This is a genomic window from Bacillus sp. OK048 (genome assembly GCF_900103525.1).
GTDB lineage: Bacteria > Bacillota > Bacilli > Bacillales > Cytobacillaceae > Neobacillus.
Map to the genome: position 1 here is coordinate 237,154 of NZ_FNHN01000002.1, position 22,082 is coordinate 259,235.

Annotated in this window: 24 protein-coding genes; 4 read left to right on the forward strand and 20 right to left on the reverse strand. The window is 38.4% G+C overall.

Annotated features, from left to right (window positions below; translation table 11 throughout):
* Positions 1-14: 14 nt before the first annotated feature.
* From BLR86_RS04580 to rpsU, 5 genes are all read right to left on the reverse strand, one after another.
* Entirely contained in the window at positions 15-431 is a 417-nt protein-coding gene (locus BLR86_RS04580; RefSeq protein WP_090758753.1) for a hypothetical protein, read from the reverse strand.
* A gap of 36 nt (positions 432-467) precedes the next feature.
* On the reverse strand, positions 468-1,433 hold the full coding sequence (floA, locus tag BLR86_RS04585; protein ID WP_090759431.1) for a flotillin-like protein FloA: 966 nt from the start codon (positions 1,431-1,433) through the stop codon (positions 468-470).
* 55 nt (positions 1,434-1,488) lie between these two features.
* On the reverse strand, positions 1,489-2,121 hold the full coding sequence (locus tag BLR86_RS04590) for an NfeD family protein (protein WP_090758755.1): 633 nt from the start codon (positions 2,119-2,121) through the stop codon (positions 1,489-1,491).
* 115 nt (positions 2,122-2,236) lie between these two features.
* Positions 2,237-2,683 carry a GatB/YqeY domain-containing protein gene (locus BLR86_RS04595; RefSeq protein WP_090758757.1) on the reverse strand — a complete coding sequence of 149 codons (447 nt, stop codon included), beginning with the start codon at positions 2,681-2,683 and terminating at the stop codon, positions 2,237-2,239.
* Between the two features lie 15 nt (positions 2,684-2,698).
* Positions 2,699-2,872, reverse strand: coding sequence for a 30S ribosomal protein S21 (gene rpsU, locus BLR86_RS04600; RefSeq protein WP_075686208.1), 174 nt, complete (start codon positions 2,870-2,872; stop codon positions 2,699-2,701).
* A 216-nt stretch (positions 2,873-3,088) separates the two neighbouring features.
* Here rpsU and BLR86_RS04605 point away from each other — a divergent pair, with 216 nt between their 5' ends.
* Positions 3,089-4,018 (forward strand): Na/Pi symporter, encoded by a 930-nt coding sequence (locus BLR86_RS04605; RefSeq protein ID WP_090758759.1) that lies wholly within the window; start codon positions 3,089-3,091, stop codon positions 4,016-4,018.
* A 42-nt stretch (positions 4,019-4,060) separates the two neighbouring features.
* Here the strand turns inward: BLR86_RS04605 and BLR86_RS04610 are convergent, their stop codons facing one another.
* From BLR86_RS04610 to gpr, 14 genes are all read right to left on the reverse strand, one after another.
* Entirely contained in the window at positions 4,061-4,267 is a 207-nt protein-coding gene (locus BLR86_RS04610; RefSeq protein WP_090758761.1) for a hypothetical protein, read from the reverse strand.
* A gap of 71 nt (positions 4,268-4,338) precedes the next feature.
* Entirely contained in the window at positions 4,339-5,013 is a 675-nt protein-coding gene (gene deoC, locus BLR86_RS04615) for a deoxyribose-phosphate aldolase (RefSeq protein ID WP_090758763.1), read from the reverse strand.
* Positions 5,014-5,094: 81 nt separating this feature from the next.
* Positions 5,095-6,453 carry a tRNA (N(6)-L-threonylcarbamoyladenosine(37)-C(2))-methylthiotransferase MtaB gene (mtaB, locus tag BLR86_RS04620; protein ID WP_090758766.1) on the reverse strand — a complete coding sequence of 453 codons (1,359 nt, stop codon included), beginning with the start codon at positions 6,451-6,453 and terminating at the stop codon, positions 5,095-5,097.
* A gap of 5 nt (positions 6,454-6,458) precedes the next feature.
* The gene (locus tag BLR86_RS04625) at positions 6,459-7,211 is read right to left on the reverse strand and encodes a 16S rRNA (uracil(1498)-N(3))-methyltransferase (RefSeq protein ID WP_090758770.1); all 753 of its coding nucleotides are present in this window, start codon (positions 7,209-7,211) and stop codon (positions 6,459-6,461) included.
* A gap of 52 nt (positions 7,212-7,263) precedes the next feature.
* Positions 7,264-8,205 carry a 50S ribosomal protein L11 methyltransferase gene (gene prmA / locus BLR86_RS04630; protein WP_090758771.1) on the reverse strand — a complete coding sequence of 314 codons (942 nt, stop codon included), beginning with the start codon at positions 8,203-8,205 and terminating at the stop codon, positions 7,264-7,266.
* Positions 8,206-8,222: 17 nt separating this feature from the next.
* Positions 8,223-9,353: a molecular chaperone DnaJ gene (gene dnaJ / locus BLR86_RS04635; protein ID WP_090758773.1), complete on the reverse strand. Its 1,131-nt coding sequence runs from the start codon at positions 9,351-9,353 to the stop codon at positions 8,223-8,225.
* Between the two features lie 140 nt (positions 9,354-9,493).
* Positions 9,494-11,326, reverse strand: a complete 1,833-nt coding sequence (gene dnaK / locus BLR86_RS04640) for a molecular chaperone DnaK (RefSeq protein WP_090758775.1) — start codon at positions 11,324-11,326, stop codon at positions 9,494-9,496.
* Between the two features lie 33 nt (positions 11,327-11,359).
* On the reverse strand, positions 11,360-11,947 hold the full coding sequence (gene grpE, locus BLR86_RS04645; RefSeq protein ID WP_090758777.1) for a nucleotide exchange factor GrpE: 588 nt from the start codon (positions 11,945-11,947) through the stop codon (positions 11,360-11,362).
* 129 nt (positions 11,948-12,076) lie between these two features.
* Positions 12,077-13,108 (reverse strand): heat-inducible transcriptional repressor HrcA, encoded by a 1,032-nt coding sequence (hrcA, locus tag BLR86_RS04650; RefSeq protein WP_090758779.1) that lies wholly within the window; start codon positions 13,106-13,108, stop codon positions 12,077-12,079.
* A 122-nt stretch (positions 13,109-13,230) separates the two neighbouring features.
* A complete protein-coding gene (gene hemW, locus BLR86_RS04655; protein ID WP_090758781.1) occupies positions 13,231-14,373 on the reverse strand; it encodes a radical SAM family heme chaperone HemW in 1,143 nt (380 codons plus the stop codon).
* Positions 14,374-14,506: 133 nt separating this feature from the next.
* The gene (gene lepA / locus BLR86_RS04660) at positions 14,507-16,342 is read right to left on the reverse strand and encodes a translation elongation factor 4 (protein WP_090758783.1); all 1,836 of its coding nucleotides are present in this window, start codon (positions 16,340-16,342) and stop codon (positions 14,507-14,509) included.
* Between the two features lie 617 nt (positions 16,343-16,959).
* Positions 16,960-17,286, reverse strand: a complete 327-nt coding sequence (locus BLR86_RS04665) for a YqxA family protein (protein WP_090758785.1) — start codon at positions 17,284-17,286, stop codon at positions 16,960-16,962.
* 19 nt (positions 17,287-17,305) lie between these two features.
* The gene (locus BLR86_RS04670) at positions 17,306-18,490 is read right to left on the reverse strand and encodes a stage II sporulation protein P (RefSeq protein ID WP_090758787.1); all 1,185 of its coding nucleotides are present in this window, start codon (positions 18,488-18,490) and stop codon (positions 17,306-17,308) included.
* Positions 18,491-18,584: 94 nt separating this feature from the next.
* Entirely contained in the window at positions 18,585-19,721 is a 1,137-nt protein-coding gene (gene gpr, locus BLR86_RS04675) for a GPR endopeptidase (protein WP_302847197.1), read from the reverse strand.
* Between the two features lie 210 nt (positions 19,722-19,931).
* Between gpr and rpsT the strand changes: the two genes are divergently transcribed.
* The gene (rpsT, locus tag BLR86_RS04680) at positions 19,932-20,192 is read left to right on the forward strand and encodes a 30S ribosomal protein S20 (protein ID WP_090758791.1); all 261 of its coding nucleotides are present in this window, start codon (positions 19,932-19,934) and stop codon (positions 20,190-20,192) included.
* A gap of 87 nt (positions 20,193-20,279) precedes the next feature.
* Complete coding sequence (locus BLR86_RS26375) at positions 20,280-20,522, forward strand: hypothetical protein (protein ID WP_139185567.1); 243 nt, start codon at positions 20,280-20,282, stop codon at positions 20,520-20,522.
* An 89-nt stretch (positions 20,523-20,611) separates the two neighbouring features.
* On the opposite strand, the gene holA is transcribed toward BLR86_RS26375, so the two are convergent.
* Complete coding sequence (gene holA / locus BLR86_RS04685; RefSeq protein WP_090758792.1) at positions 20,612-21,628, reverse strand: DNA polymerase III subunit delta; 1,017 nt, start codon at positions 21,626-21,628, stop codon at positions 20,612-20,614.
* Between the two features lie 310 nt (positions 21,629-21,938).
* Here holA and BLR86_RS04690 point away from each other — a divergent pair, with 310 nt between their 5' ends.
* Entirely contained in the window at positions 21,939-22,073 is a 135-nt protein-coding gene (locus tag BLR86_RS04690) for a YqzM family protein (protein ID WP_090758794.1), read from the forward strand.
* Positions 22,074-22,082 lie beyond the last annotated feature (9 nt).

A 22,082-nucleotide genomic window follows, 5' to 3' on the forward strand; every position in this document is an offset into this window, starting at 1 on the left:
TTGAAATAAATGATTTAGCCTTTTTTTGAGAGATAAGGTTTTTTCGCCCGTGGTTCACCTAAAATTTCCGCCCAAATTATACCATTAATAATCGTCTTTTCGTCAGGTCTTTCAAACTTAAAATCTTCTGTCACAACTTTTTTCATTGCAGGTACCGTCCGCTTTACAGGCTCGGCTGGCGCCATTTGCGAGTCTACCTTCACGTGTTGATTTTCCTCAATATCTTGAAATTTATGCTGCACAGGCTGCACTGTAGAGATTTGTCTTGTATTTATCGAGGTGTTCCCCAATTGTTGGTCAACCTTTGTAAGGAAATCATCAAAGCCTTTTACGGTAAAAGGCTTTGCCCGAACAGGACTTTTTTTGCCTTTTGCTTTACCAAAAATTGATGAGAGTATACCTGCGATAATTAGAAATACTATTGTTTCCAAGACTTCCCCTCCTTTCGAAGGAACACTTCTGGCGTTTTATTGATCGTCCTTTTTGTCACCTGTCATTTTACCAATTGAGCCGCGCATATCTGTATCGGCTGAAATATTTTTATAATTCATATACTCCATCACACTGATATTACCAGATTTTAATGCTTCTGACATCGCGAGTGGCACCTCTGCCTCTGCCTCTACAACCTTAGCTCTCATTTCCTCGACTCTTGCCTTCATTTCCTGTTCTGTAGCAACAGCCATCGCCCTGCGCTCTTCTGCTTTAGCTTGAGCAATTTTCTTATCGGCTTCCGCTTGCTCTGTTTGCAACTCAGCTCCGATGTTTCTACCTAAATCAACATCAGCGATATCTATTGATAGAATTTCGAAAGCTGTACCAGAATCTAATCCCTTTGCTAAGACTGTTTGCGAAATCAGTTCAGGACTCTCAAGTACTTTACTATGGTCGACTGAAGAACCAATCGTCGAAATGACCCCTTCCCCTACACGAGCCACAACAGTATCTTCACCCGCACCACCGACTAGGCGGTCGATATTAGCACGTACGGTAATCCTCGCTTTTGCTTTTACTTCAATTCCGTTCATAGCAACACCTGCGATGAATGGTGTTTCGATTACTTTTGGATTTACACTCATCTGTACAGCTTCTAATACGTCACGTCCTGCAAGGTCAATCGCGGCACAACGTTCAAATGATAACTCGATGTTGGCACGATGGGCAGCGATTAAAGCATTGACCACACGATCCACATTTCCGCCCGCTAAGTAATGACTCTCAAGCTGATTTATGGTTACATTTATCCCTGCCTTATGCGCTTTAATAAGCGGATTGACTACTCTGCTAGGTGTAACCCGTCTAAGTCTCATCCCTACTAATGTAAAGATACTAATTCGAACCCCAGCAGCCAAGGCAGAAATCCAAAGCATTACCGGAACAAATGATAATAATATTCCAATGAAAATTATTGCAACAATAACAATCCCTATCATAAAAAGACTTCCACTCGTTAATTCCACAGTCTTTACCTCCTTGTTAGTAACCTAATTATACTTTTCTGACAACGATACGTACACCTTCAACTTTGATGACTGTAATCTTCGTATTTTGATCAATGAAATCACCCTCAGTTACAACATCGAGTCTTTCATTATTAAAGACGGCTGTTCCTGATGGTCTTAATACAGTCAACGCAATGCCTTCTTTACCCAATAAATCGGTACGATTCACATTCGACACATAGCCATCCTCTTTTGTAGCGGTATCAAACAGAATCATTCGATTAAACAAAACCATTCTTTTGCCTAATACTTTTATCATAAAAAATAACAAGGCAATGGACATACTGATAGAAATAAAAATGGAAATTCCGATACTCAATGGATTTTCTCCCGCCAAAAAAAGACTGGCAATCAATGCAGCTAATCCCAATGTACCCGAAATAGCTCCTGGAAGAAAAAACTCTAGGAAAATAAGCAGAATACCTAGCGCAAATAACATTATTGTACCAAAACCTGCAAGACCAGCTTGAAAATGCCCATAAAAGAAAAGTAGTAATGCGAATAATCCGATAAAGCCTGCTATTCCAAATCTTGATGAAAATAGCTCATATACGATGGCTGCTCCTGCAATGGTTAATAGCAATGTTACAACGATTGGGTCTGTGAGAAATTCAATCATGGTTACCCCCCCTTCTAGTCAACAATAGTAATACGTTCCATCTCCATTAAAGTTTCAATTTAGATAAAATTAAAAACCGCAAGCTAAACGCTTGCGGTTTTGGTTGTCAGAATACTTATGAAAGGTGTTGTTGTACAAATTTATTTACAAGTGAACCGTCTGCTTTACCTTTAACTTTAGGCATAATCGCAGCCATCACTTTTCCCATATCCGCTTTTGATGTTGCACCGACTTCAGAGATTGTTTCTTTAACAATTTCTGACAACTCTTCTTCGGAAAGCTGCTTCGGTAAATACAGTTCGACAATAGCCAACTCTGCACGCAATTTATCAACAAGGTCGTCGCGACCTGCTTTATCAAATTCATGGAGGGATTCTTTGCGTTGCTTTACTTCGCGAGAAAGGATAGTTAACTCAACATCCTCGGAAAGCTCTTTTGTACCAAGCTTAATCGCCTCATTTTGCAATGAAGCTTTTACCATCCGAATCGTTGTGAGTTTGTCTTTTTCCTTATTTTTCATCGCTTGTTTCATGTCACTATTTAAACGCTCGAGAAGACTCATTAATTACACCCTCTCTTAGAACTTACGTTTTCTTGCTGCTTCAGACTTCTTCTTACGCTTTACACTTGGCTTTTCGTAGAATTCGCGCTTTCTTGCCTCTTGCAAAGTACCAGTTTTTGATACTGTACGTTTGAAGCGACGAAGAGCATCTTCAAGCGATTCGTTTTTCTTAACGACGGTTTTAGACATTCTCTTTCCCTCCCTCCGAAACACAACACACTTACATTCAATCCATGTACCTTGCAATTATAATATAACCTCGTATTAAGGTCAACTGTATTTCGATAGATGAAACAAGCTTTTGATACATTTATTCAATAAACCATAATTTATTGAACAACCCATGTTAAATCTGGCATGTCCTCTTCGAACAGGCATACAATTAGAGGAGGGGTGAAGGAAGACATGCTATACATAATATTATTTATTTTATTTATTTTATTATTTATCTTTGGCATGACCATTATTAGGTTTGGATTATTTAATTTGTCAGGTAATAAACTAAAAGGTTTGCTGACCAAACTTACTAGTACACCACTAAAAGGAATGGTGACGGGCACCTTTGTTACGGCATTATTGCAGAGCAGTTCAGCTGTAATGGTCATCACGATTGGATTAATTTCCGCAAAGATTATGACTTTCCCACAATCCATCGGGATTATATTAGGAACAAATATCGGAACAACTTTTAAAACAGAGTTAATTACATTCGATCTAGATAAAGTTTTAGTGCCACTTGCTATCATTGGGGCTTTACTAACATTTTTTAAACCAATAAAAATTAGAAGCATTGGCATGGTCACTTTCGGAATTGCTTCAGTCTTTACATCTATGAAAGGTTTTGAGCTTCTCGCTAAGCCATTAACTGCGCTCCCATTCATCAATAATTTTATCCTCTCCATAAACGACAATATCCTATTAAGTATTTTAACTGGAGCAGTCATTACTGCCATTATCCAATCCAGTACTGCTATGACTGGAATCACCATGGGCTTTTTAACCGCTGGTCTTCTTCATCTTGATGCAGGTATTGCTATCGTGTTTGGTGCTAATATCGGCACATGTATTACAGCCTTGATTGCATCGATTGGAGGCGGAAAAGAATCTAGATTGGCAGCTTTCGCACACGTTTGGCTCAATGTGGCTGGGGTATTACTGTTTACTCCCTTTATTCCTGCTCTGTCCGCAAATGCCCATTATTTAGCGGATGAAAAAATGATTCAGTTAGCACATATCAGCGTCATTTTTAATGTAGTTTCATCCGTAATGGTCTTGCCATTTGCTACGAAATTCGGTGAAATGATACTGAGGGTACATGGTGGAAAAGCAAAGTAAAAGACGGCCTCGGCCGTCTTTTTAATAGTCTGTCATAAAAGTCTAGATGGCCAAATTAATATGCACGATGATGACCATTTTTTGATTTTTTTCATAAGTTTTGGTCATCATCGGTGACATGATGACCATTTTTATGATTTTTTCATAAGTTTTGGTCATCATCGGTGACATGATGACCATTTTTATGATTTTTTCATGAGTTTTGGTCATCATCGGTGTTATGATGACCATTTTTATGATTTTTTTCATGAGTTTTGGTCATCATCGAAAAATACGACCTTTCTCGTAAAACTGAATAAAAGACGGCCTCGGCCGTCTTTTTAATAATCTGTAGTTACTGTTAAGCCTTGAAGGATTGCTACCCCAGCACTCGCACCAATTCTGGTTGCTCCCGCTTCAATCATTTTTTCTGTATCTTCGGTATTACGGACTCCACCGGAAGCTTTCACCCCAATAGATGGCCCTACTGTTTCCCTCATGAGCTTGATATCTTCAACCGTTGCACCGCCTGTGGAGAAACCAGTAGATGTTTTCACAAAATCTGTACCTGCCTTTACTGCCAGTTCACAGGCACGAATTTTTTCTTCCCTCGTTAATAAGCTAGTTTCAATAATGACCTTTGTTAATGCCCTGCCCTTTGCAGCTTCCATAACTGCACGGATATCTTTTTCAACTAACTCATCATTTTGGTCCTTCAAAGCCGCAATGTTGATCACCATATCAACTTCGTCTGCACCATTTTCAATTGCATTATTTGTCTCAAAAGCCTTTGTTTCGGGTGTTGTTGCACCTAATGGAAAACCAATGACTGTACAAACCTTCACCCCACTGCCATTTAATAAATCTCTTGCAGTACTTACCCAAGTGGGGTTCACACAAACGGAAAAGAATTTATGTTCTTTTGCCTCCTGGCAAAGGGTGTCAATTTGTTGGCGAGTAGCATCAGCTTTTAATAAAGTATGATCAATCATTGAAGCAATGTTTGTAGTGGACATAGATAAACTCCTTTCGATTCTCAATCTTTCATATAATAGATTACCCAAAAAACCATAAAAATAGGGACCAAAATAAGTGCCTTAAATGGCAGCTTCTTCTTCAGCAAATACGTCTGATTTTACACTATGATCCTCAACAACACGAATAAATTGGCCTTCATTGTAAGGATAACCAGCTTTGGTAATCTTCACTTTAACAAGCTTTCCAATCATTTCTTCTGTTGCTGGAAAGACGACTTTTAAATAATTGTCAGAATAACCTACATACATACCTGTGCCAAATTCTTCTTCAGGAATAACTTCCAAAACATCATTTTCAAATTGTGATGAATATTCCTTAGCCAACTGGTCTGAAAGTGTAATCAAACGGTGGACACGATCATTCTTTACTTCTTCATCCACTTGGTCTTCCATGCGTGCAGCAGGCGTTCCAGTACGCTTAGAATATGGGAAAACATGTAGCTCTGAGAATTTATGTTCATTAATGAAGTTATATGTTTCCATAAATTCTTCTTCCGTTTCTCCAGGAAAACCAACAATAACGTCAGATGTCACCGCAAGACCAGGAAGTACTTCTTTAAGGCGATCTAATCTTTCGCCAAAGAATTCCATTGTATATTTGCGACGCATTCTTTTTAGAACGGTATTTGAACCAGACTGAATCGGGATATGCAAATGACGAACAATTATGTTAGAATGCTTGATTACTTCAATCACTTCATCGGTTATTTGGCTAGCTTCAATGGATGAAATTCGCAGGCGTGCTAGTCCTTTCACCTGAGCTTCTAAATCACGAAGCAATAAGGCTAGATTGTAATCCTTCATATCCTCACCATAGCCACCTGTGTGAATTCCGGTTAAGACGATTTCTTTATAGCCCGCATCCACAAGCTGCTGTGCTTGGCGAATGACTTCCTTCGGATCACGTGATCTCATTAAGCCACGTGCCCAAGGGATAATACAAAAAGTACAGAAATTGTTACAACCTTCTTGAATTTTCAAAGATGCACGTGTCCGATCGGTAAACGCTGGAACATCAAGTTCTTCGTAAACACGATTTTTCATAATATTGCCTACACCATTGATCGGCTGGCGCTCTGTTTTATACTGTTCAATGTATTCAAGCATTTTTACCCGATCCTGAGTTCCCACTACGATATCAACACCTGGAATTGCCATTATCTCTGCAGGAGATGTTTGTGCATAGCATCCTGTTACACATATAACCGCGTCGGGGTTTTTGCGAACCGCACGTCGGATTACTTGGCGGCTTTTTTTATCGCCTGTATTTGTTACAGTGCAAGTATTAATAATATAGACATCAGAGATTGATTCAAAATCAACTCGCTCATAGCTTTCTTGCTTGAACAATTGCCAGATTGCTTCAGTCTCATAATGATTTACTTTACATCCAAGTGTATGAAAAGCGACTGTTGGCATTTTATTCATCTCCTCAATAATTCAAATTGGTAGGAAATCGCCGCTAGAGCATATAAGGGCGCCGTTTCCGTTCTTAAAATACGTGGACCTAAGCCGCAAAGAGAAAAATCATTTTCCCGTAAAATATCAACCTCTTCTTCAGCTAATCCACCCTCTGGACCAAACACAATAAGCAGTGATTCACCATGTTTCATTTTTTGTAATGTTGCTGAGAAAATAGATGTTTCACCACTTCTGCTTTCATCTTCAAAAGCAACTAATTTATAATGATAATTTTTACTTTTTTCTATTAAGGCTTTTAAATTCATTGGATGGATAATTTCTGGTACCATTCCGCGATGGGATTGCTCCGCAGCTTCTTTTGCAATCTTTTGCCATCTGTCAATTTTTTTAGCTGACTTTTTTTCATCCCATTTAACAACCGAACGGCGGGCAGAGAATGGAATAAATTCATGGGCACCGAGTTCTGTACCTTTTTGAATAATCCACTCAAGCTTGTCTCCCTTAGGAAGACCACTTGCAATCGTGATGAAAATCGGGAGTTCTGACTTCTCATCTATCCATTGTACAACGTCTGCAACGACTTGTTCATCGGTAATTTTTGCAATTTCGCAGATAGCTCCATCTCCATTAGGATCGACACAAATGATTTTGTCCCCGAGCTCCATGCGCATAACCTTAATTATGTGATGGCGGTCATCCGAATCAATCAAAAAACTAGTTTCAGTTGCTCGTTGTTTAACAAAATAGCGTTGCATTCGATACACCCTCCCTAAACAAAGAAAAAAGGGGTATTATCCCCTTTAAGAATTATACCCTCTTGGCAATAATCGCAACCCAATCTTCCATTAAGATTGTTTCTGTGATTTCAAATCCTGTAGAAATTAGTGCTTCTTTTACCATATCTTTCTTCTGTTGAATAATTCCTGAAGCAATAAAAAGTCCGCCTGGTTTTAAAATACGCGCTACGTCATCTGTAAACCGCAAAATAACTTCCGCTAAAATATTAGCAACAATAACATCTGCCGAATTTTCTTCTACCCCATCTAAGAGATTATTTTGCTTAGTCGTTACTTTGTCATTTACTTTGTTGAGTTTTATGTTAAGTCTAGCTGAAGTGACAGCAACTTCATCCAAGTCAAATGCACGGACATCTTCTGCTCCTAACATTGCCGCAGCAATACTAAGGACACCAGAGCCAGTACCAACATCAATTACCCTGTCACCTGTTTGAACAGACCTTTCTAGAGCTTGAATACACATGACCGTAGTCGGATGTGTTCCGGTTCCGAAAGCCATTCCAGGGTCCAATTCAATGATTAATTCATCACTGCTGACTGGGGTGTATATCTCCCAAGTAGGAACAATCGTAAACCTCTCTGAAATTTTAACAGGATGGTAGTATTTCTTCCATGCTGTAGCCCATTCTTCTTCATTCACTTCACTTATCGTTACTTCATTTAATCCAATATCGATATTGTGAATGATAAGGTTATTTATTGATTCTTTTATCGCATCTACCGTTTCACCTAAGAAACTGTTTACTGGAAGATAAGCTTTTACAATAACGCCTTCTTCAGGGTAATCATCAGGATTGAGTTGGTAGATTTCCCCGAATTGATCTTCCCTTTCCTTTGTTAGTTCAAAAGGGTCCTCAATAACTACACCGCTGGCTCCCGCCTCGTGTAAAATATGTGATATTGGTTCAATCGCTTCGTTTGTAGTGTGAATACTAAATTCAGACCATTTCATTCTACCAACTCCAATCTTTACTCACCCTTAAAGGCTCGTTTTACTTTTGAGAAGAAACCTTCTTCATGTTCCCCTATTGGTGAATTACCACTAAGGTCTGCAAACTCTCGAAGAAGTTGCTTTTGTTTGTCAGTTAACTTCGTAGGAGTAATCATACGGACAATGATGTGCTGGTCCCCTACTCCATAACCACGGACATTCGGAATCCCTTTTCCTTTGAGACGGAATTTAGTCCCAGTTTGTGTTCCAGCAGGAACCTTAAGTTTTATTTTCCCATGCAAAGTCGGAACTTCAATTTCGTCCCCAAGTGACGCTTGAACAAAGGTGATAGGCATTTCACAGTAAACATCATCGCCGTCTCTTTCAAAAAACTCATGTTCTCTTACGTGGAATACAATATATAAATCCCCAGATGGACCTCCATTAATTCCAGCCTCACCTTGTCCTGAAACCCTTAACTGTTGACCATCATCGATACCAGCAGGAATTTTCACATGGATTTTTTTGCGTTTTTTCACTTTACCAGTACCGCCACAGGTTGAACACTTATGTTTAATTTCTTTACCCGTACCGTTACAATGGTGACAAATACGGCGATTTACCACTCTGCCAAATGGAGTGTTTTGCTCGATATTTAACTGCCCTGTTCCGTGACAATGCTGACATGTTTCTGGGTTTGTTCCCTTTTTAGCACCTGACCCACTACATGTACCACATGTCTCTTCACGTGGAATTTCAATATCTGTTTCTTTCCCAAATGCAGCTTCCTCGAAAGAAATAGTCATAGTGTATTGTAAGTCTGCACCCTGTCTTGGAGCATTTGGATCACGTCGGCGCGATCCACCGCCGCCACCAAAGAACGTATTGAAAATATCTTCAAAGCCGCCAAATCCGCCGCCAAAATCACCGCCGCCGCCAAATCCTTGATTTGGATCAGCATGACCGAATTGATCATAATGTGCCTTTTTTTGCTCATCGCTTAAAACCTCATAAGCTTCAGCGATTTCTTTAAATTTATCTGCAGCATCTGGCTCTTTATTTATATCTGGATGATATTGTTTAGAGAGCTTTCGATATGCTTTTTTTATTTCATCCTTAGAAGCGCTCTTACTAACTCCAAGCACCTCATAGTAATCTCGTTTACTCATGATTACCACTCCCGAATATTTCACATAAAAATTATTTTAACATTTGTAAGCAGGTATTTGCAATAAAAACACAATTGACAAAGGAAAAAGCCAAAGCCGAGGCTGACTTTGACCTTTTCATTAGATACTAGTTTGAAATTCTATTTTTCTTCCTTAATTTCTTCAAATTCAGCGTCCACAACATTATCATCATTAGGGCTAGTCGCTCCGCCTTCTGCACCTTGTGCTCCCCCGGCCTGTTGAGCAGCTTGTTCATAAAGCTTAACCGTTAACGCTTGAACGATTTCTTGTAATGCGTCTTTTTTAGCACGGATATCTTCAAGCTCATTTTTCTCAATTGCTTCTTTTAAAGCATCTTTTGCTTCATTTGCTTTTGCAACTTCAGCAGCATCTACTTTATCTTCAAGGTCTTTTAATGTTTTTTCAGTTGTAAAGACTAGCTGATCTGCTTCGTTACGAAGTTCAACCTCTTCTTTACGTTGTTTATCAGCTTCAGCATTCTCTTCCGCTTCTCTGACCATTTTTTGAATTTCTTCATCAGAAAGACCTGTTGAAGATTTGATGGTAATTTGTTGTTCTTTATTAGTACCAAGATCTTTAGCACGTACATTTACGATACCGTTCTTATCGATATCAAATGTTACTTCAACTTGTGGAATTCCACGTGGTGCTGGTGGAATATCAGATAATTGGAAGCGTCCTAATGTTTTATTAAGGTTCGCCATTGGGCGTTCCCCTTGAAGAACATGGATATCAACAGCCGTTTGATTATCAGCAGCTGTAGAGAACACTTGTGATTTTGATGTCGGAATCGTTGTGTTACGATCGATTAACTTTGTAAATACACCGCCCATTGTTTCAATACCAAGTGATAATGGTGTAACGTCAAGTAAAACGACATCTTTAACATCACCTGTGATAACGCCACCTTGAATAGCTGCACCCATTGCGACAACCTCATCAGGGTTAACTCCACGGTGCGGCTCTTGGCCAGTTGCCTTTTTGATTGCTTCTTGAACAGCAGGAATACGAGTTGACCCACCTACAAGAATAACCTTATCAAGTTGTGATGGTGAAAGACCTGCATCACTTAATGCTTGGCGAGTTGGTCCCATAGTACGTTCTACTAGATGTGCAGACAGCTCATCAAACTTAGCTCTTGACATTGTAACTTCAAGGTGAAGAGGACCAGCTGCTCCCGCTGTGATAAACGGCAAGGATATTTGCGTAGAAGTTACACCAGATAAATCCTTTTTCGCTTTTTCAGCTGCATCTTTTAAGCGTTGTACTGCCATTTTATCTTTAGAAAGGTCAATACCATTTTCTTTTTTAAATTGTTCTACTAAGTAATCGATAATTACTTGGTCAAAATCATCCCCACCAAGACGGTTGTCGCCAGCAGTTGATTTTACTTCAAATACTCCATCACCAAGTTCAAGAATGGATACGTCAAATGTACCGCCGCCGAGGTCGTAAACAAGAACAGTTTGGTCTTGGTCTGTTTTATCTAGACCGAATGCAAGTGCTGCAGCAGTCGGCTCATTGATAATACGTTCAACCTCTAACCCAGCAATTCTGCCTGCATCCTTAGTTGCTTGACGCTCTGCATCATTAAAATAAGCTGGTACCGTAATAACCGCTTTGGTAACTGGCTCGCCAAGATAGTCTTCTGCATAAGATTTTAAATATTGCAGGATAATAGCTGACATTTCTTGTGGTGTATAATTCTTTCCTTCAGCTTCAACTTTATAGTCTGTTCCCATATGACGTTTAATTGACATGATGGTATTTGGGTTCGTAACAGCCTGACGCTTTGCTACTTCCCCGATTTGACGTTCACCGTTTTTAAATGCTACAACAGATGGTGTTGTGCGGTTACCTTCTGGATTTGGAATAACCTTTGGTTCTCCGCCTTCAAGCACAGAGACACAAGAGTTTGTTGTACCAAGGTCAATACCGATAATTTTACTCATTCCCTTTTCCTCCTAGTTAATAATATGTAGGTTTTATTGATTAACCTTAACCATTGATGGGCGGATTACCCGATCTTTTAAAATGTACCCTTTTTGAAATTCATCGGTTACGATATTAGAACCGAAGCTTTCATCTTCACCTTGCATAACGGCATGATGGAAATTAGGATCAAACTCATTACCTACTGCTTCAATCACTTCAACGCCTTCTGTCTTCAAGGCTTCCACTAAACTGCGGTAAACCATATCCATTCCTTGAAGTAAAGATTTCGTCTGCTCATTGTCTGCTTCTATTTTTAAGGCTCTTTCAAAATTGTCTAAAGCCGGAAGCAATTCAGTGACTAATTTCTGTGCTCTATATTTTTCAGCAGCCTCACTATCTAATCGAGTACGACGGCGGAAATTATCAAAGTCAGCTTGAAGACGTAAGTAACGATTGTCTGCATCTTCTAACTTGCTGGTGAGTACTTCGATCTCAGCAGCATAGTCTACCGTTGATTCTTGTTCTGAATCAACTGCTTCTGCAAAAACTGTTTCTACGTCCTCATCGGTAAGTTCCACATGGTCATTCATTTGTGTTTCAACTTCCTCATTAAGCGTGTTGTTCTTTTCATTTGTCAACTTACTCACCTCCTTAAAGGTTTAATAAAACATATATGAAATAAATGATTTCATGAAAAGGTGGGTGAAAAAAGTTATTCACCCTCAGTGAAAAAATGAGTTTTCACTCCTTACTCAATATTTCCAGCCCTAATATTTTTGATACAGGTTTGTTAATACTGATGTCAAGTCCTTACTCAAAAACTTCAGCAAGCTTATTACTCGTGAATATTCCATTCTAGTTGGACCAAGAATCGCAATAGTTCCCAATTTCTCTGTACCAACCGAATAGGTAGCCGTAATGAGACTGCAATTTTCCATAGCGCTAATTTTGTTTTCCCTGCCAATTTTTATGTTTATACCAGCAGAGTCATGTTTGATTAATGGATAAATCCATTCTTCGTGATCGATCATTTGCAGGAGACTACGAATTTTGCTAATATCATGAAACTCCGGCTGACTTAACATATTTGTCTTACCGCCAAAGAATATTTTTTCATTAACAGGCATTTTCAAGGAATCCGCTATAGTATGAAGCATTAAATCATAATTTCTGATATGCTGCCTTAACAATGTCGCGACTTCTTTGTACATTTTATCGTTAAGATCTTCAATTGCTACACCGGTTAACCGTTCGTTTAGAATGTTTACCGTCTTTTCCAAATCACTCGCATCCACTGTAGGAGGCAAATAAAATGTTCGGTTTTCAACATGCCCTGAATCGGTAACGAAGATTGCTACGGCTGTTTCCTTGTTTAAAGGAATAATTTGAATCCTTTTTAGTTTATTAAAGCTGGCCGCAGGTCCTAAAACGATGGAAGTATAATTTGTTAGTTCAGATAGAATCTTTGCAGATTTTTGAATTATTGTTTCAAATTCAAAAATCCTTTCAGCAAATATTGATTGGATAATCGATATTTCCTGCTTATCTAAAGCTTGAGGCGACAGTAAATGGTCTACATAATAACGGTAACCTTTTTCAGAAGGAACACGACCTGAAGAAGTGTGCGTTTTTTCAATATAGCCTAGCTCTTCAAGATCTGACATTTCATTCCGAATCGTAGCTGAACTTAATGATATTTCTTCTTTTTTTGACAAACTCCTGGATCCGACCGGTTGTGCAGACCGAATAAAATCATCAACAATAACCTGAAGAATCAATAATTGACGATCTGTTAACACATGCATCACCTCTGTTAGCACTCATTAAGGTCGAGTGCTAATTCTATTAATAAATTATCAAAAATAGGGGGATGGTGTCAATCATTTGATACTAAGAAAATGAAAATCCTCAAGTATGAAGTTTAATTTGTAACCCCTAAAAATGATTGAAAGACTTCATTTCCAAGCGGCCGCCCTGTTTTACTTAAATATATATTACCTTTTTTTACTTCTATCCATTTTTTTGCAATCAAGTCAGAAATCTCATTTTCAAATATTACCAGTGGGTCAATATCAAATTTTTCAATGAATTGAGCTATAGATACTCCATCTGTTTTTCGCAGACCTAAAAACATTTCTTCTTCTATTTGTTCTGCTTTTGTAGTTTGGTGTTCTTGAAAGATTGGGAGGTTCCCGTTATTAATTAGTTCCATATATTTTTTCAATGGTCCTGCATTCGAGCGTCTCCAGCCATTCACATAGCTGTGCGCACCTGCACCGAACCCATAATAGTAATCGTTATTCCAGTATGTTAGGTTATGTTTGCTTTCATAGCCAGGCTTTGAAAAATTACTAATTTCATACTGATTAAATCCGTGCTTTTCCATTTGCTCCATAAGCAGTTCATACATTGCTGCTTCCGTATCCTCTCCCGGTGTCGGAAGTTTGCCTTTTTGCATCAGATTGTAAAAAACTGTCTTTGGTTCAATAATTAACGAATAGCCCGAATAATGTTGAATGTCGAGTGTAAAAGCTTGAGTCAATGACTCTTTAAAGTCAGTAATAGTTTGGGTCGGCAGGCTGAAGATTAAGTCAATGCTAATATTTTTGAAGCCAATAGATTTTGCATTCTCTACTGTTTGGTAAACATCTTTGGCACGATGGACACGACCAATTTTCTGTAATAATTCATCATTAAAGGTTTGAACACCAAGACTAAGTCGGTTTACACCTGCATCTTTTAATATTTGTAACTTTTCTTTTGTTAAATCACCTGGATTTGCTTCAAAAGTAAATTCAACATTTCTACTCATCGGTAAGTTCCGGGTTATACTTTCGCAAAACCGTTCAAGCTGCTTTTCATTTAGGGAGGTCGGTGTCCCGCCGCCCACAAAAATCGTGTCCAGCTGCTTTGTCGGATATTTTTGTAAGGTAAGAATCATTTCCTGCTCTAGCGTCTGTAAATATTCATCAACTGGCTGTCCTTTTAGAAATACTTTATTAAAATCGCAGTAATGGCAAATATGCTCACAAAAGGGTATATGGAGATAGGCAGCTTTAATCATGTTTACACCTTCTTATTCTTCGTCGTTTATTGCTCATGGTCCCTTCATGAGGCCACTTTTCTATATTTGCTGTAACAAAAAGAGGCTGGATTTTGCCTAGTAATAGACTTTTCCCAACCTCCCGTTTTATTTTTTATTTTTTTGTATTGTTATCATCCATTTTTAATACTGCCATGAAGGCTTCTTGTGGGACCTCGACAGAACCAACCTGTTTCATCCGTTTTTTACCTTCTTTTTGTTTCTCGAGCAGCTTTCGTTTACGGGAGATATCTCCCCCATAACATTTAGCCAATACGTTTTTACCCATGGATTTAATCGTTGAACGAGCAACAATTTTTTGACCAATTGCGGCTTGGACAGGAACTTCGAATTGCTGCCTTGGGATTAATTCCTTTAGCTTCTCAACAATGACTTTGCCGCGTTCGTAGGCAAAATCTTTATGAACGATAAAGCTTAAAGCATCCACCTTTTCAGCGTTTAACAATATATCCATCTTAACCAAGCTAGACGGTTTGTAGCCAATTAGTTCATAATCAAATGATGCATAGCCTCGGGTGCTAGATTTAAGTTGATCAAAGAAATCATAAACAATTTCTGCTAACGGAACTTCATAGATGATGCTTACACGGTTTTCACCTTGGTATTCCATATTAATAAAAATACCACGTTTTTGCTGACACAGCTCCATAATCGCACCGACATATTCATTTGGAGCCATCATCGTTGCTTTTACGTAAGGCTCTTCAACATGATCAATTTTCTGTGGATCCGGAAGATTTGAAGGGTTATCCACTTTTATTTGAGTGCCATCTGTCATGTGTACATCATAGATAACGCTTGGAGCAGTTGTGATCAAATCAATCTTGAATTCACGCTCAATCCGTTCCTGAATGATTTCCATATGGAGAAGTCCTAAAAATCCACAACGAAAACCAAATCCAAGAGCTTGGGAAGTTTCAGGCTCGAATTGCAACGCAGAATCATTTAGCTGCAGCTTCTCTAATGCTTCACGCAAATCATTAAATTTCGCAGTATCGATTGGGTACAAACCACAATAAACCATTGGATTTAATTTTCGATAACCTGGGAGAGCTTGGGTTGCCCCATTTTTTGCATTGGTAATCGTATCACCGACACGAGTATCGCCTACATTTTTAATAGAAGCTGTCAGGAATCCAACATCCCCAACCGTTAACTCGTCTTGAAGTGTAGCTTTTGGTGTAAATACCCCAACTTCATTCACTTCAAATTCAGCACCGGTCGCCATCATTTTAATTTTATCACCGACTTTTACGCTGCCTTCGACTACTCGAATGTATGCGACTACACCACGGTAGGCATCATAAAGCGAATCAAAAATTAACGCTTTTAATGGCCCATCAGGATCACCAGTTGGAGCAGGTACTGATTTTACTACCTGTTCAAGAATGTCTTCAATACCAATACCTGCTTTAGCAGAAGCTAACACTGCTTCAGAGGCGTCAAGTCCAATAACCTCTTCAATTTCACTGCGGACTCTTTCTGGCTCTGCACTTGGTAAATCGATTTTATTAATAACAGGTATAATTTCAAGGTTATTATCTAACGCAAGGTAAACGTTCGCTAATGTCTGTGCTTCAATCCCCTGTGCCGCGTCTACAACTAAAACAGCCCCTTCACAGGCAGCAAGACTACGAGAAACCTCATAGGTAAAATCGACGTGTCCTGGTGTATCAATGAGATGGAAAGTATACTCTTCACCGTCTTTTGCTTTATATTTTAATTGAACAGCATTTAGCTTTATCGTAATCCCGCGCTCTCTTTCTAAATCCATTGAATCTAAAAGTTGAGCTTTCATTTCACGAGAAGTTAATGCATTAGTTCTTTCTAAAATACGGTCTGCTAATGTTGATTTCCCATGGTCAATATGGGCAATAATTGAAAAATTTCTTATCTTTGATTGTCTATTAAGCTTTTCTTCTCTGTTCATGTATACCACTCCTACTATAACTCGCACATGTAGACTATTTTTGATTATAACAGTAGAATAATCAAGATTCAATTAAAACTGAAATGCGGAAGTGACTTGCCCAAGGAAAAAAGTAGTTCATTTTTTCCCAGGAGCGACAGGCATAAGACGAGCGCTGACAGATGGCGCTTTTTGCCTTCCGAAGCAATTGGCTTATGACCCAAGCCCCTAGTCACTGAAGCTAGACACAAAAATAATAGCGGCATCCTATACGGGAACCGCTATCGATTATTATCATATTGTGTGTAATACCCTGACTTCAGGCATGGGGATATAAGTATATCACTTGACCTTTCAATCAATTTGAAATATACTAGTTATAAATAAGAACGTATGTTCTTTGACAACTGAACATAAAAGGTTGTGGCATGTATAAGAGCTATGCCACGTAAAATGTTCAAGCCATTAAAAAGCCATGACACGTTTCTAACGTGAATCAAATAGGCTTTGATTAATGCAAAGCTGAAGGTCTTCTTTAAAGACCTGATGTATTAGCGGGTTTTGTGGTCACCCACATAAAGACAATGCCATTAAAAAGGTATTCTTTATGAAACCCCTCGCTTTAGCGATGGGGAGATTCATTCTGTTATAAGATTTATTAATTTTTCTGAAGCATTGGATACACCTTCTGAAACCTTCTTACCCATCGAGGAAAAAATATTATAGGCACTAATTTCCTCAAGCTTCTTTTTCTTTTCATTAATATCATGACTCGAAATCTCTTTTCCCAAAAAGGTTGCCTTTACCTGCTCACCATTGTCATTTAGAGCAACTGCATTTTGAAAATTTGGATCATCGTAGCCCTTCATTTTGTGAATGCCGTCATTCGCCATTTGCATTCCAGCTAAAACTGAAATAAACATTAGTGCCACAATACAGAAAAATTTCAGCATGAACATCTTCATAGCACATGCTCCTTTGCTTCTATTGTTTATCCGTGGATTGCTCACCATTAACTTTTTCTGCCTGCCAATAATATTCACTAAAGACATCTGCAAGAGCTTCCGCTGAACGATTTAACTCTTCGAATGTATTATCAACGCCGCCAAATTCAATTAACAAGGCATTTTCAGATAAATTTTGATTGTAGACTCCATTCTGACCAGCACCTTGGTTTTTCATAACCCCATAGCTTAAACCTTTGTATTTTTTTTCCAAAAGATTGTGAAGGTCTGTCGCCAATTTAAGATTTTTTTCGTAATTTGGATTTTTACCACCTATAACAAAAACAAGCTGTGCATAGGGTTGTCCCTTTACAATTGGGGTCGTTAAATCTTTTCGTCGAGCATCACGATGAATATCAATTAAATATTGTAATTCACGATTTGTGGCCATAGCAGTCCGTACTAGCTCACCTGATTTGGAGTACGTACTAGCCATTTTCACAGATCCCATTACATCAGATTTATCAATCGAAGTTCCAATCCCCCTTGCCTCTAAGCCTGCCTTTAATTGATCGCCAATTTTCGTGACATTTAACTGCGAATGATAGGCAAGATTAGGGTCGGTTACCCCCTGTAAATAAGGTAAGTAGGACTCGCGATTATGTGTAAAATAGAGATGTACGACCTTCTTATCACCTGTTGTAAGTTGCGGTGGTGTAGAAGATTCGTTTTCGGAACCCTTATCGATTCCCTCTAAGTTTTGCAGAGAGGCCTCACGCTCCGCTTTCATGATTTCTATTGGTGGTGCTGACTCCATTGGCATATTCGTATAATTTGAGCCTTCTCCAGCGACAACGATTTTTCCATCAAACTGAAAAAATCCTGGCAGTTCTCTGCCTAATAGACTTCTTGGGTCATTTAAATTTATATTACTCGAAAGCTTAAAAATTAAGTTGGTTAATTTAGGACTTGCAGTTAAATTATCTTCAATCGATAAAAAATGGTGATTTTCCCAGGCCATCAATTGATAGAGCATTTTTCCATTTATTTGATTCGCAGCTGTATTCACAGAATTTGACATCGGCCTATATTGGGGCTTTAACGATGTTAACAGCCCACTGATAGAAAAAACAAGCAGCATAAACAATAAGATAAAAGAGGTTACTTTAAGTAAATTCGTCCCTTGTACGGTCAAAAATAATCCAGAATTTTTAGTAGATTTCATAGTTCCACCTCTCAAAATGATTCTAGTAAATACTTATGACTCCACTAGAATTACTAGAACCATTATTCTTACGTTGTGAGGTGGAAAACCAACATCATCTTGTATAGTACCCTGCATTACTTTGGTCAACATTACTGTGAAGTGCCGCATTCAACCCGCTCGCAAGTAGGTTGGCCATATCTTCAATAAAAACATCTACTTCCTTTGGAGTGACCATTAAATTGTGTCCCAAAGGTGATAACACTTCGTATATTAATTTACGTTTTTCGTCCTCTTCCAAATTGCCAACAATTCCAAGGAAGGTCTGACGGTGTTTTTCTTCAGGCAAGTCATCTTCGGTAAGCTTTTTCCGTTTTCCAAATGTCATCCCGGCAGGTGCCAATGCTCTTGAAGGACGATTCCCCTCCTTAAGTTCCTTACCAAAATGCTTGAGGATATAATCAATCGTGTCACTCGTAATAGAGACGGCATCCACAACTGTAGGACAACCAATTGCGATCACCGGAACTCCTAATGTTTCTTTACTCAATTCTTTTCTTTTATTTCCTACACCAGATCCTGGATGAATGCCTGTATCCGATACTTGTATCGTAGAATTAACCCTTTCAATGGATCTTGCTGCTAAGGCATCAATGGCAATCACAAAATCAGGTTTTGTTTTTTCTACTACTCCAAAAATAATGTCGCTGGTCTCGATCCCAGTTAATCCCATAACACCAGGAACCAAGGAGCTAACTGGACGGTAGCCTTCTTCTACATTTTCTGGCTGTAGCTGGAATAGGTGCCTAGTAATTAAGAGATTTTCACAAACCAAAGGACCAAGGGCGTCTGGGGTAACATTCCAATTTCCAAGCCCAACAACAAGGCAGGAAGCATCCTTTTTAATTCCAGTTCCTTCTAAAAAGTGAGCAAATTCTTTAGCAAAAATTTCTTCAACCTGTTGTTGTAACGGAGTATCCTGCTGTCTAATCCCTTGTACTTCAAGAGTTAGGTACCGCCCGGGTTTTTTACCTAATTGCTTTGCACCAACTTCTGTAACCTCAACTAATGAGATTTTTATGTCATCAACATCTTTTTCTTTTATGATGACACCTTCAATTTGGGATAGGTTTTCCTCCTGCTCGACAGTACCTCCCCTGCTAGCAATTACCATTTCTCTTGACTCAATGGCTAAATCCGTTCGTATCGAGTACTGGCTTAAGTCGATATTGCTGCTCGCGTTATCTTTCAAATATATCGCTCCCATCCATTATTCTTCTTAGAAACTATTTCCTATTTTTGCCCCTTTTCCGCTAAAACATTCAAGTTTATTCTTATATGTAAAGAATCTGGTATTGCAATCTAGGGCTCAGTTTGATAAAATATCTCTTGTTCTGATTAATTGTGAATGAAGGTAAAGTCGAGTTCATATAGTCTCGATTCTTTGTAGGAGGTGAATGGAATGCCTAACATTAAATCTGCGATCAAGCGTGTAAAAACAAACGAAGCTAAAAATGCTCAAAATACAAATGCAAAGTCTGCAATGCGTACTGCTGTGAAAAAAGTAGAAGCTGCTATTGCAAACAATGATGGTGCTGCTGCTAAAGAAGTTTTCGCTGCTGCTGCTAGTAAATTAGACAAGGCTGCTTCTAAAGGACTTATCCATAAAAATGCTGCTGCTCGTAAAAAATCACGTCTTGCTAAAAAAGCTAACGCTCTATAATAGAGTGCATAAAAAAACGATTCCTCCACGGAATCGTTTTTTTGTCGGCCGTCGAGATAGTGTCGACAGCCGTTATCTATTTTAACAATGCACCGCGTTTTTTCAATTGCCGGAACAAACGCTAGTCGTAAAACTTCTAGTTTAAGAATGATGACCATTTTTACAATATTTCCATGTGTTTTGGTCATCATTGAGGTTATGATGACCATTTTTACGATTTTTCCAAGAGTTTTGGTCATCATCGATGTTATGATGACCATTTTAACAATTTTTCCAAGAGTTTTGGTCATCATCGATGCAATGATGACCATTTTCTCGATTTTTCCGTAAGTTTTGGTCATTATTGAATTACAGAGAAAAAACATCCGCTCTGGATACTTTGTAAAAAAACGATTCCTCCACGGAATCGTTTTTTTGTCTTATCGTTTTATTTTAAATAATAGCATTTCAATTAGTAATGATTTATTCATTCCACCTGTTTTCATCTGGTGATCAGCATTCGCCAGCATTGCCATAAGCTTGGTCAATTCTTCATCGGTAAATTGATTGGCATGGCCTGCTGCAAGCTTTACCCTAAAGGGATGAGTTTTCAAATAACCAGCCATTTGCTGTTGTCCATATCCTCTTCTTGAAAGCTCTTTTACCTGGTAAATTAACCTGAATTGCCCTGCCAGCAAGGCTAATAACTTGATGGGTTCCTCATTTTGCTTCAATAAATCATAATAAATTCTAAGGGCGTCCTCCGGTTTTCTCTGCACCACTTTCTCAATTAAGGTGAAAATATTTTGCTCAAGTGATCTCGAGACTAATTTTTCCACCATAGATGCATCAATTTGTTTTTCCCCGGAAGCATACATGGCTAATTTATCCACTTCACTCGTAATCATAAACATATTTGTTCCAACAAGTGTAATTAATAGTTCAAGTGCCTCTGGATCAAAAATAATCCCATTTATTTTTGCTCTTTCTTTTACCCAATTTTTCAAATCATGTTCATTTAACTTCTTTGCCTCCACTGTCACTGCAGTTCTTTTAAGCTCTTTGGTTATTTTCTTCCGTTCGTCGAGCTTTTCATAGGGTGCTGAAATAACTAAGACCGTATATGGTGCTGGCTCTTTTAAGTACCTTTCAAGCACTGAAATATTATGGTCGACTTTATCTTTCGTTTTTTCAGCTGTTAAGAACTTGGGATTATGTAAAAAAATCACTTTTTTCTCGCCTAAAAAAGGGAAGGTTTCTGCGTCTTCTAAAGCAGTTTCAATAGGGGTTTCTTCCAAATCATAAGCAGTAAAATTAAAGTCCTTTTCTTCTTCATCTAAAACCTGGTTGAGCAGCAATTGTTTTGTTTCATTGATTAAAAAGGCCTCTGTACCATATAATAAATAAATGGGAGCAATTTCCCGTTGTTTAATTTTTTTCCAAATATCTAATACCATTTTCCGAGCTCCCCTTCGATTCAAGATCCATTATCTATCGTAAAGAAGCTTGGACAATTTGACAAGTGTTTAAAGGGAATTGACAGCTTTCTTAAAAAGCGCCAATTCCCGATCTATGATGAACGCCTGCAATTATAGCCCTAGGATCTTTTAATTGCCTGGCGGAGTTCCTTGTGTAAAATTAGTGTCACCTTTTTGGAGGAAACTATTTGTGTCAACTCTTGTCAATATAGGGAGTTGAAAGTTAATGTGTGCTGGATTTTTTTAATAAAAAAGCTTATACTATTAGGTGAAATAGGAGGGGTATATTGTGAATGAATTTGAAAAAAATGTGCAAAGTACACGCAATGACGCAATTGATTCTGGGGTAGGCTTTATCGTTTCTTTTGGCTTTTTTGCTACATTGTTTATTATTGCAACAGTTATTAAAGTTATCGGATCCTAATATAATGCT

What these genes read in the sequence shown, in the direction of transcription:
- BLR86_RS04670 (WP_090758787.1), bottom strand. Translation starts at nt 18,490, where the DNA reads ATGAAATCTACTAAAAATTCTGGATTATTTTTGACCGTACAAGGGACG.
- rpsU (WP_075686208.1), bottom strand. Translation starts at nt 2,872, where the DNA reads ATGTCTAAAACCGTCGTTAAGAAAAACGAATCGCTTGAAGATGCTCTT.
- BLR86_RS04665 (WP_090758785.1), bottom strand. Translation starts at nt 17,286, where the DNA reads ATGAAGATGTTCATGCTGAAATTTTTCTGTATTGTGGCACTAATGTTT.
- lepA (WP_090758783.1), bottom strand. Translation starts at nt 16,342, where the DNA reads ATGAACAGAGAAGAAAAGCTTAATAGACAATCAAAGATAAGAAATTTT.
- BLR86_RS04610 (WP_090758761.1), bottom strand. Translation starts at nt 4,267, where the DNA reads ATGAAAAAAATCATAAAAATGGTCATCATAACACCGATGATGACCAAA.
- BLR86_RS26375 (WP_139185567.1), top strand. Translation starts at nt 20,280, where the DNA reads ATGCACCGCGTTTTTTCAATTGCCGGAACAAACGCTAGTCGTAAAACT.
- prmA (WP_090758771.1), bottom strand. Translation starts at nt 8,205, where the DNA reads ATGAAATGGTCTGAATTTAGTATTCACACTACAAACGAAGCGATTGAA.
- deoC (WP_090758763.1), bottom strand. Translation starts at nt 5,013, where the DNA reads ATGTCCACTACAAACATTGCTTCAATGATTGATCATACTTTATTAAAA.
- BLR86_RS04605 (WP_090758759.1), top strand. Translation starts at nt 3,089, where the DNA reads ATGCTATACATAATATTATTTATTTTATTTATTTTATTATTTATCTTT.
- mtaB (WP_090758766.1), bottom strand. Translation starts at nt 6,453, where the DNA reads ATGCCAACAGTCGCTTTTCATACACTTGGATGTAAAGTAAATCATTAT.
- holA (WP_090758792.1), bottom strand. Translation starts at nt 21,628, where the DNA reads ATGGTATTAGATATTTGGAAAAAAATTAAACAACGGGAAATTGCTCCC.
- dnaK (WP_090758775.1), bottom strand. Translation starts at nt 11,326, where the DNA reads ATGAGTAAAATTATCGGTATTGACCTTGGTACAACAAACTCTTGTGTC.
- BLR86_RS04595 (WP_090758757.1), bottom strand. Translation starts at nt 2,683, where the DNA reads ATGAGTCTTCTCGAGCGTTTAAATAGTGACATGAAACAAGCGATGAAA.
- rpsT (WP_090758791.1), top strand. Translation starts at nt 19,932, where the DNA reads ATGCCTAACATTAAATCTGCGATCAAGCGTGTAAAAACAAACGAAGCT.
- BLR86_RS04590 (WP_090758755.1), bottom strand. Translation starts at nt 2,121, where the DNA reads ATGATTGAATTTCTCACAGACCCAATCGTTGTAACATTGCTATTAACC.
- hemW (WP_090758781.1), bottom strand. Translation starts at nt 14,373, where the DNA reads ATGATTAAAGCTGCCTATCTCCATATACCCTTTTGTGAGCATATTTGC.
- BLR86_RS04625 (WP_090758770.1), bottom strand. Translation starts at nt 7,211, where the DNA reads ATGCAACGCTATTTTGTTAAACAACGAGCAACTGAAACTAGTTTTTTG.
- dnaJ (WP_090758773.1), bottom strand. Translation starts at nt 9,353, where the DNA reads ATGAGTAAACGAGATTACTATGAGGTGCTTGGAGTTAGTAAGAGCGCT.
- floA (WP_090759431.1), bottom strand. Translation starts at nt 1,433, where the DNA reads ATGATAGGGATTGTTATTGTTGCAATAATTTTCATTGGAATATTATTA.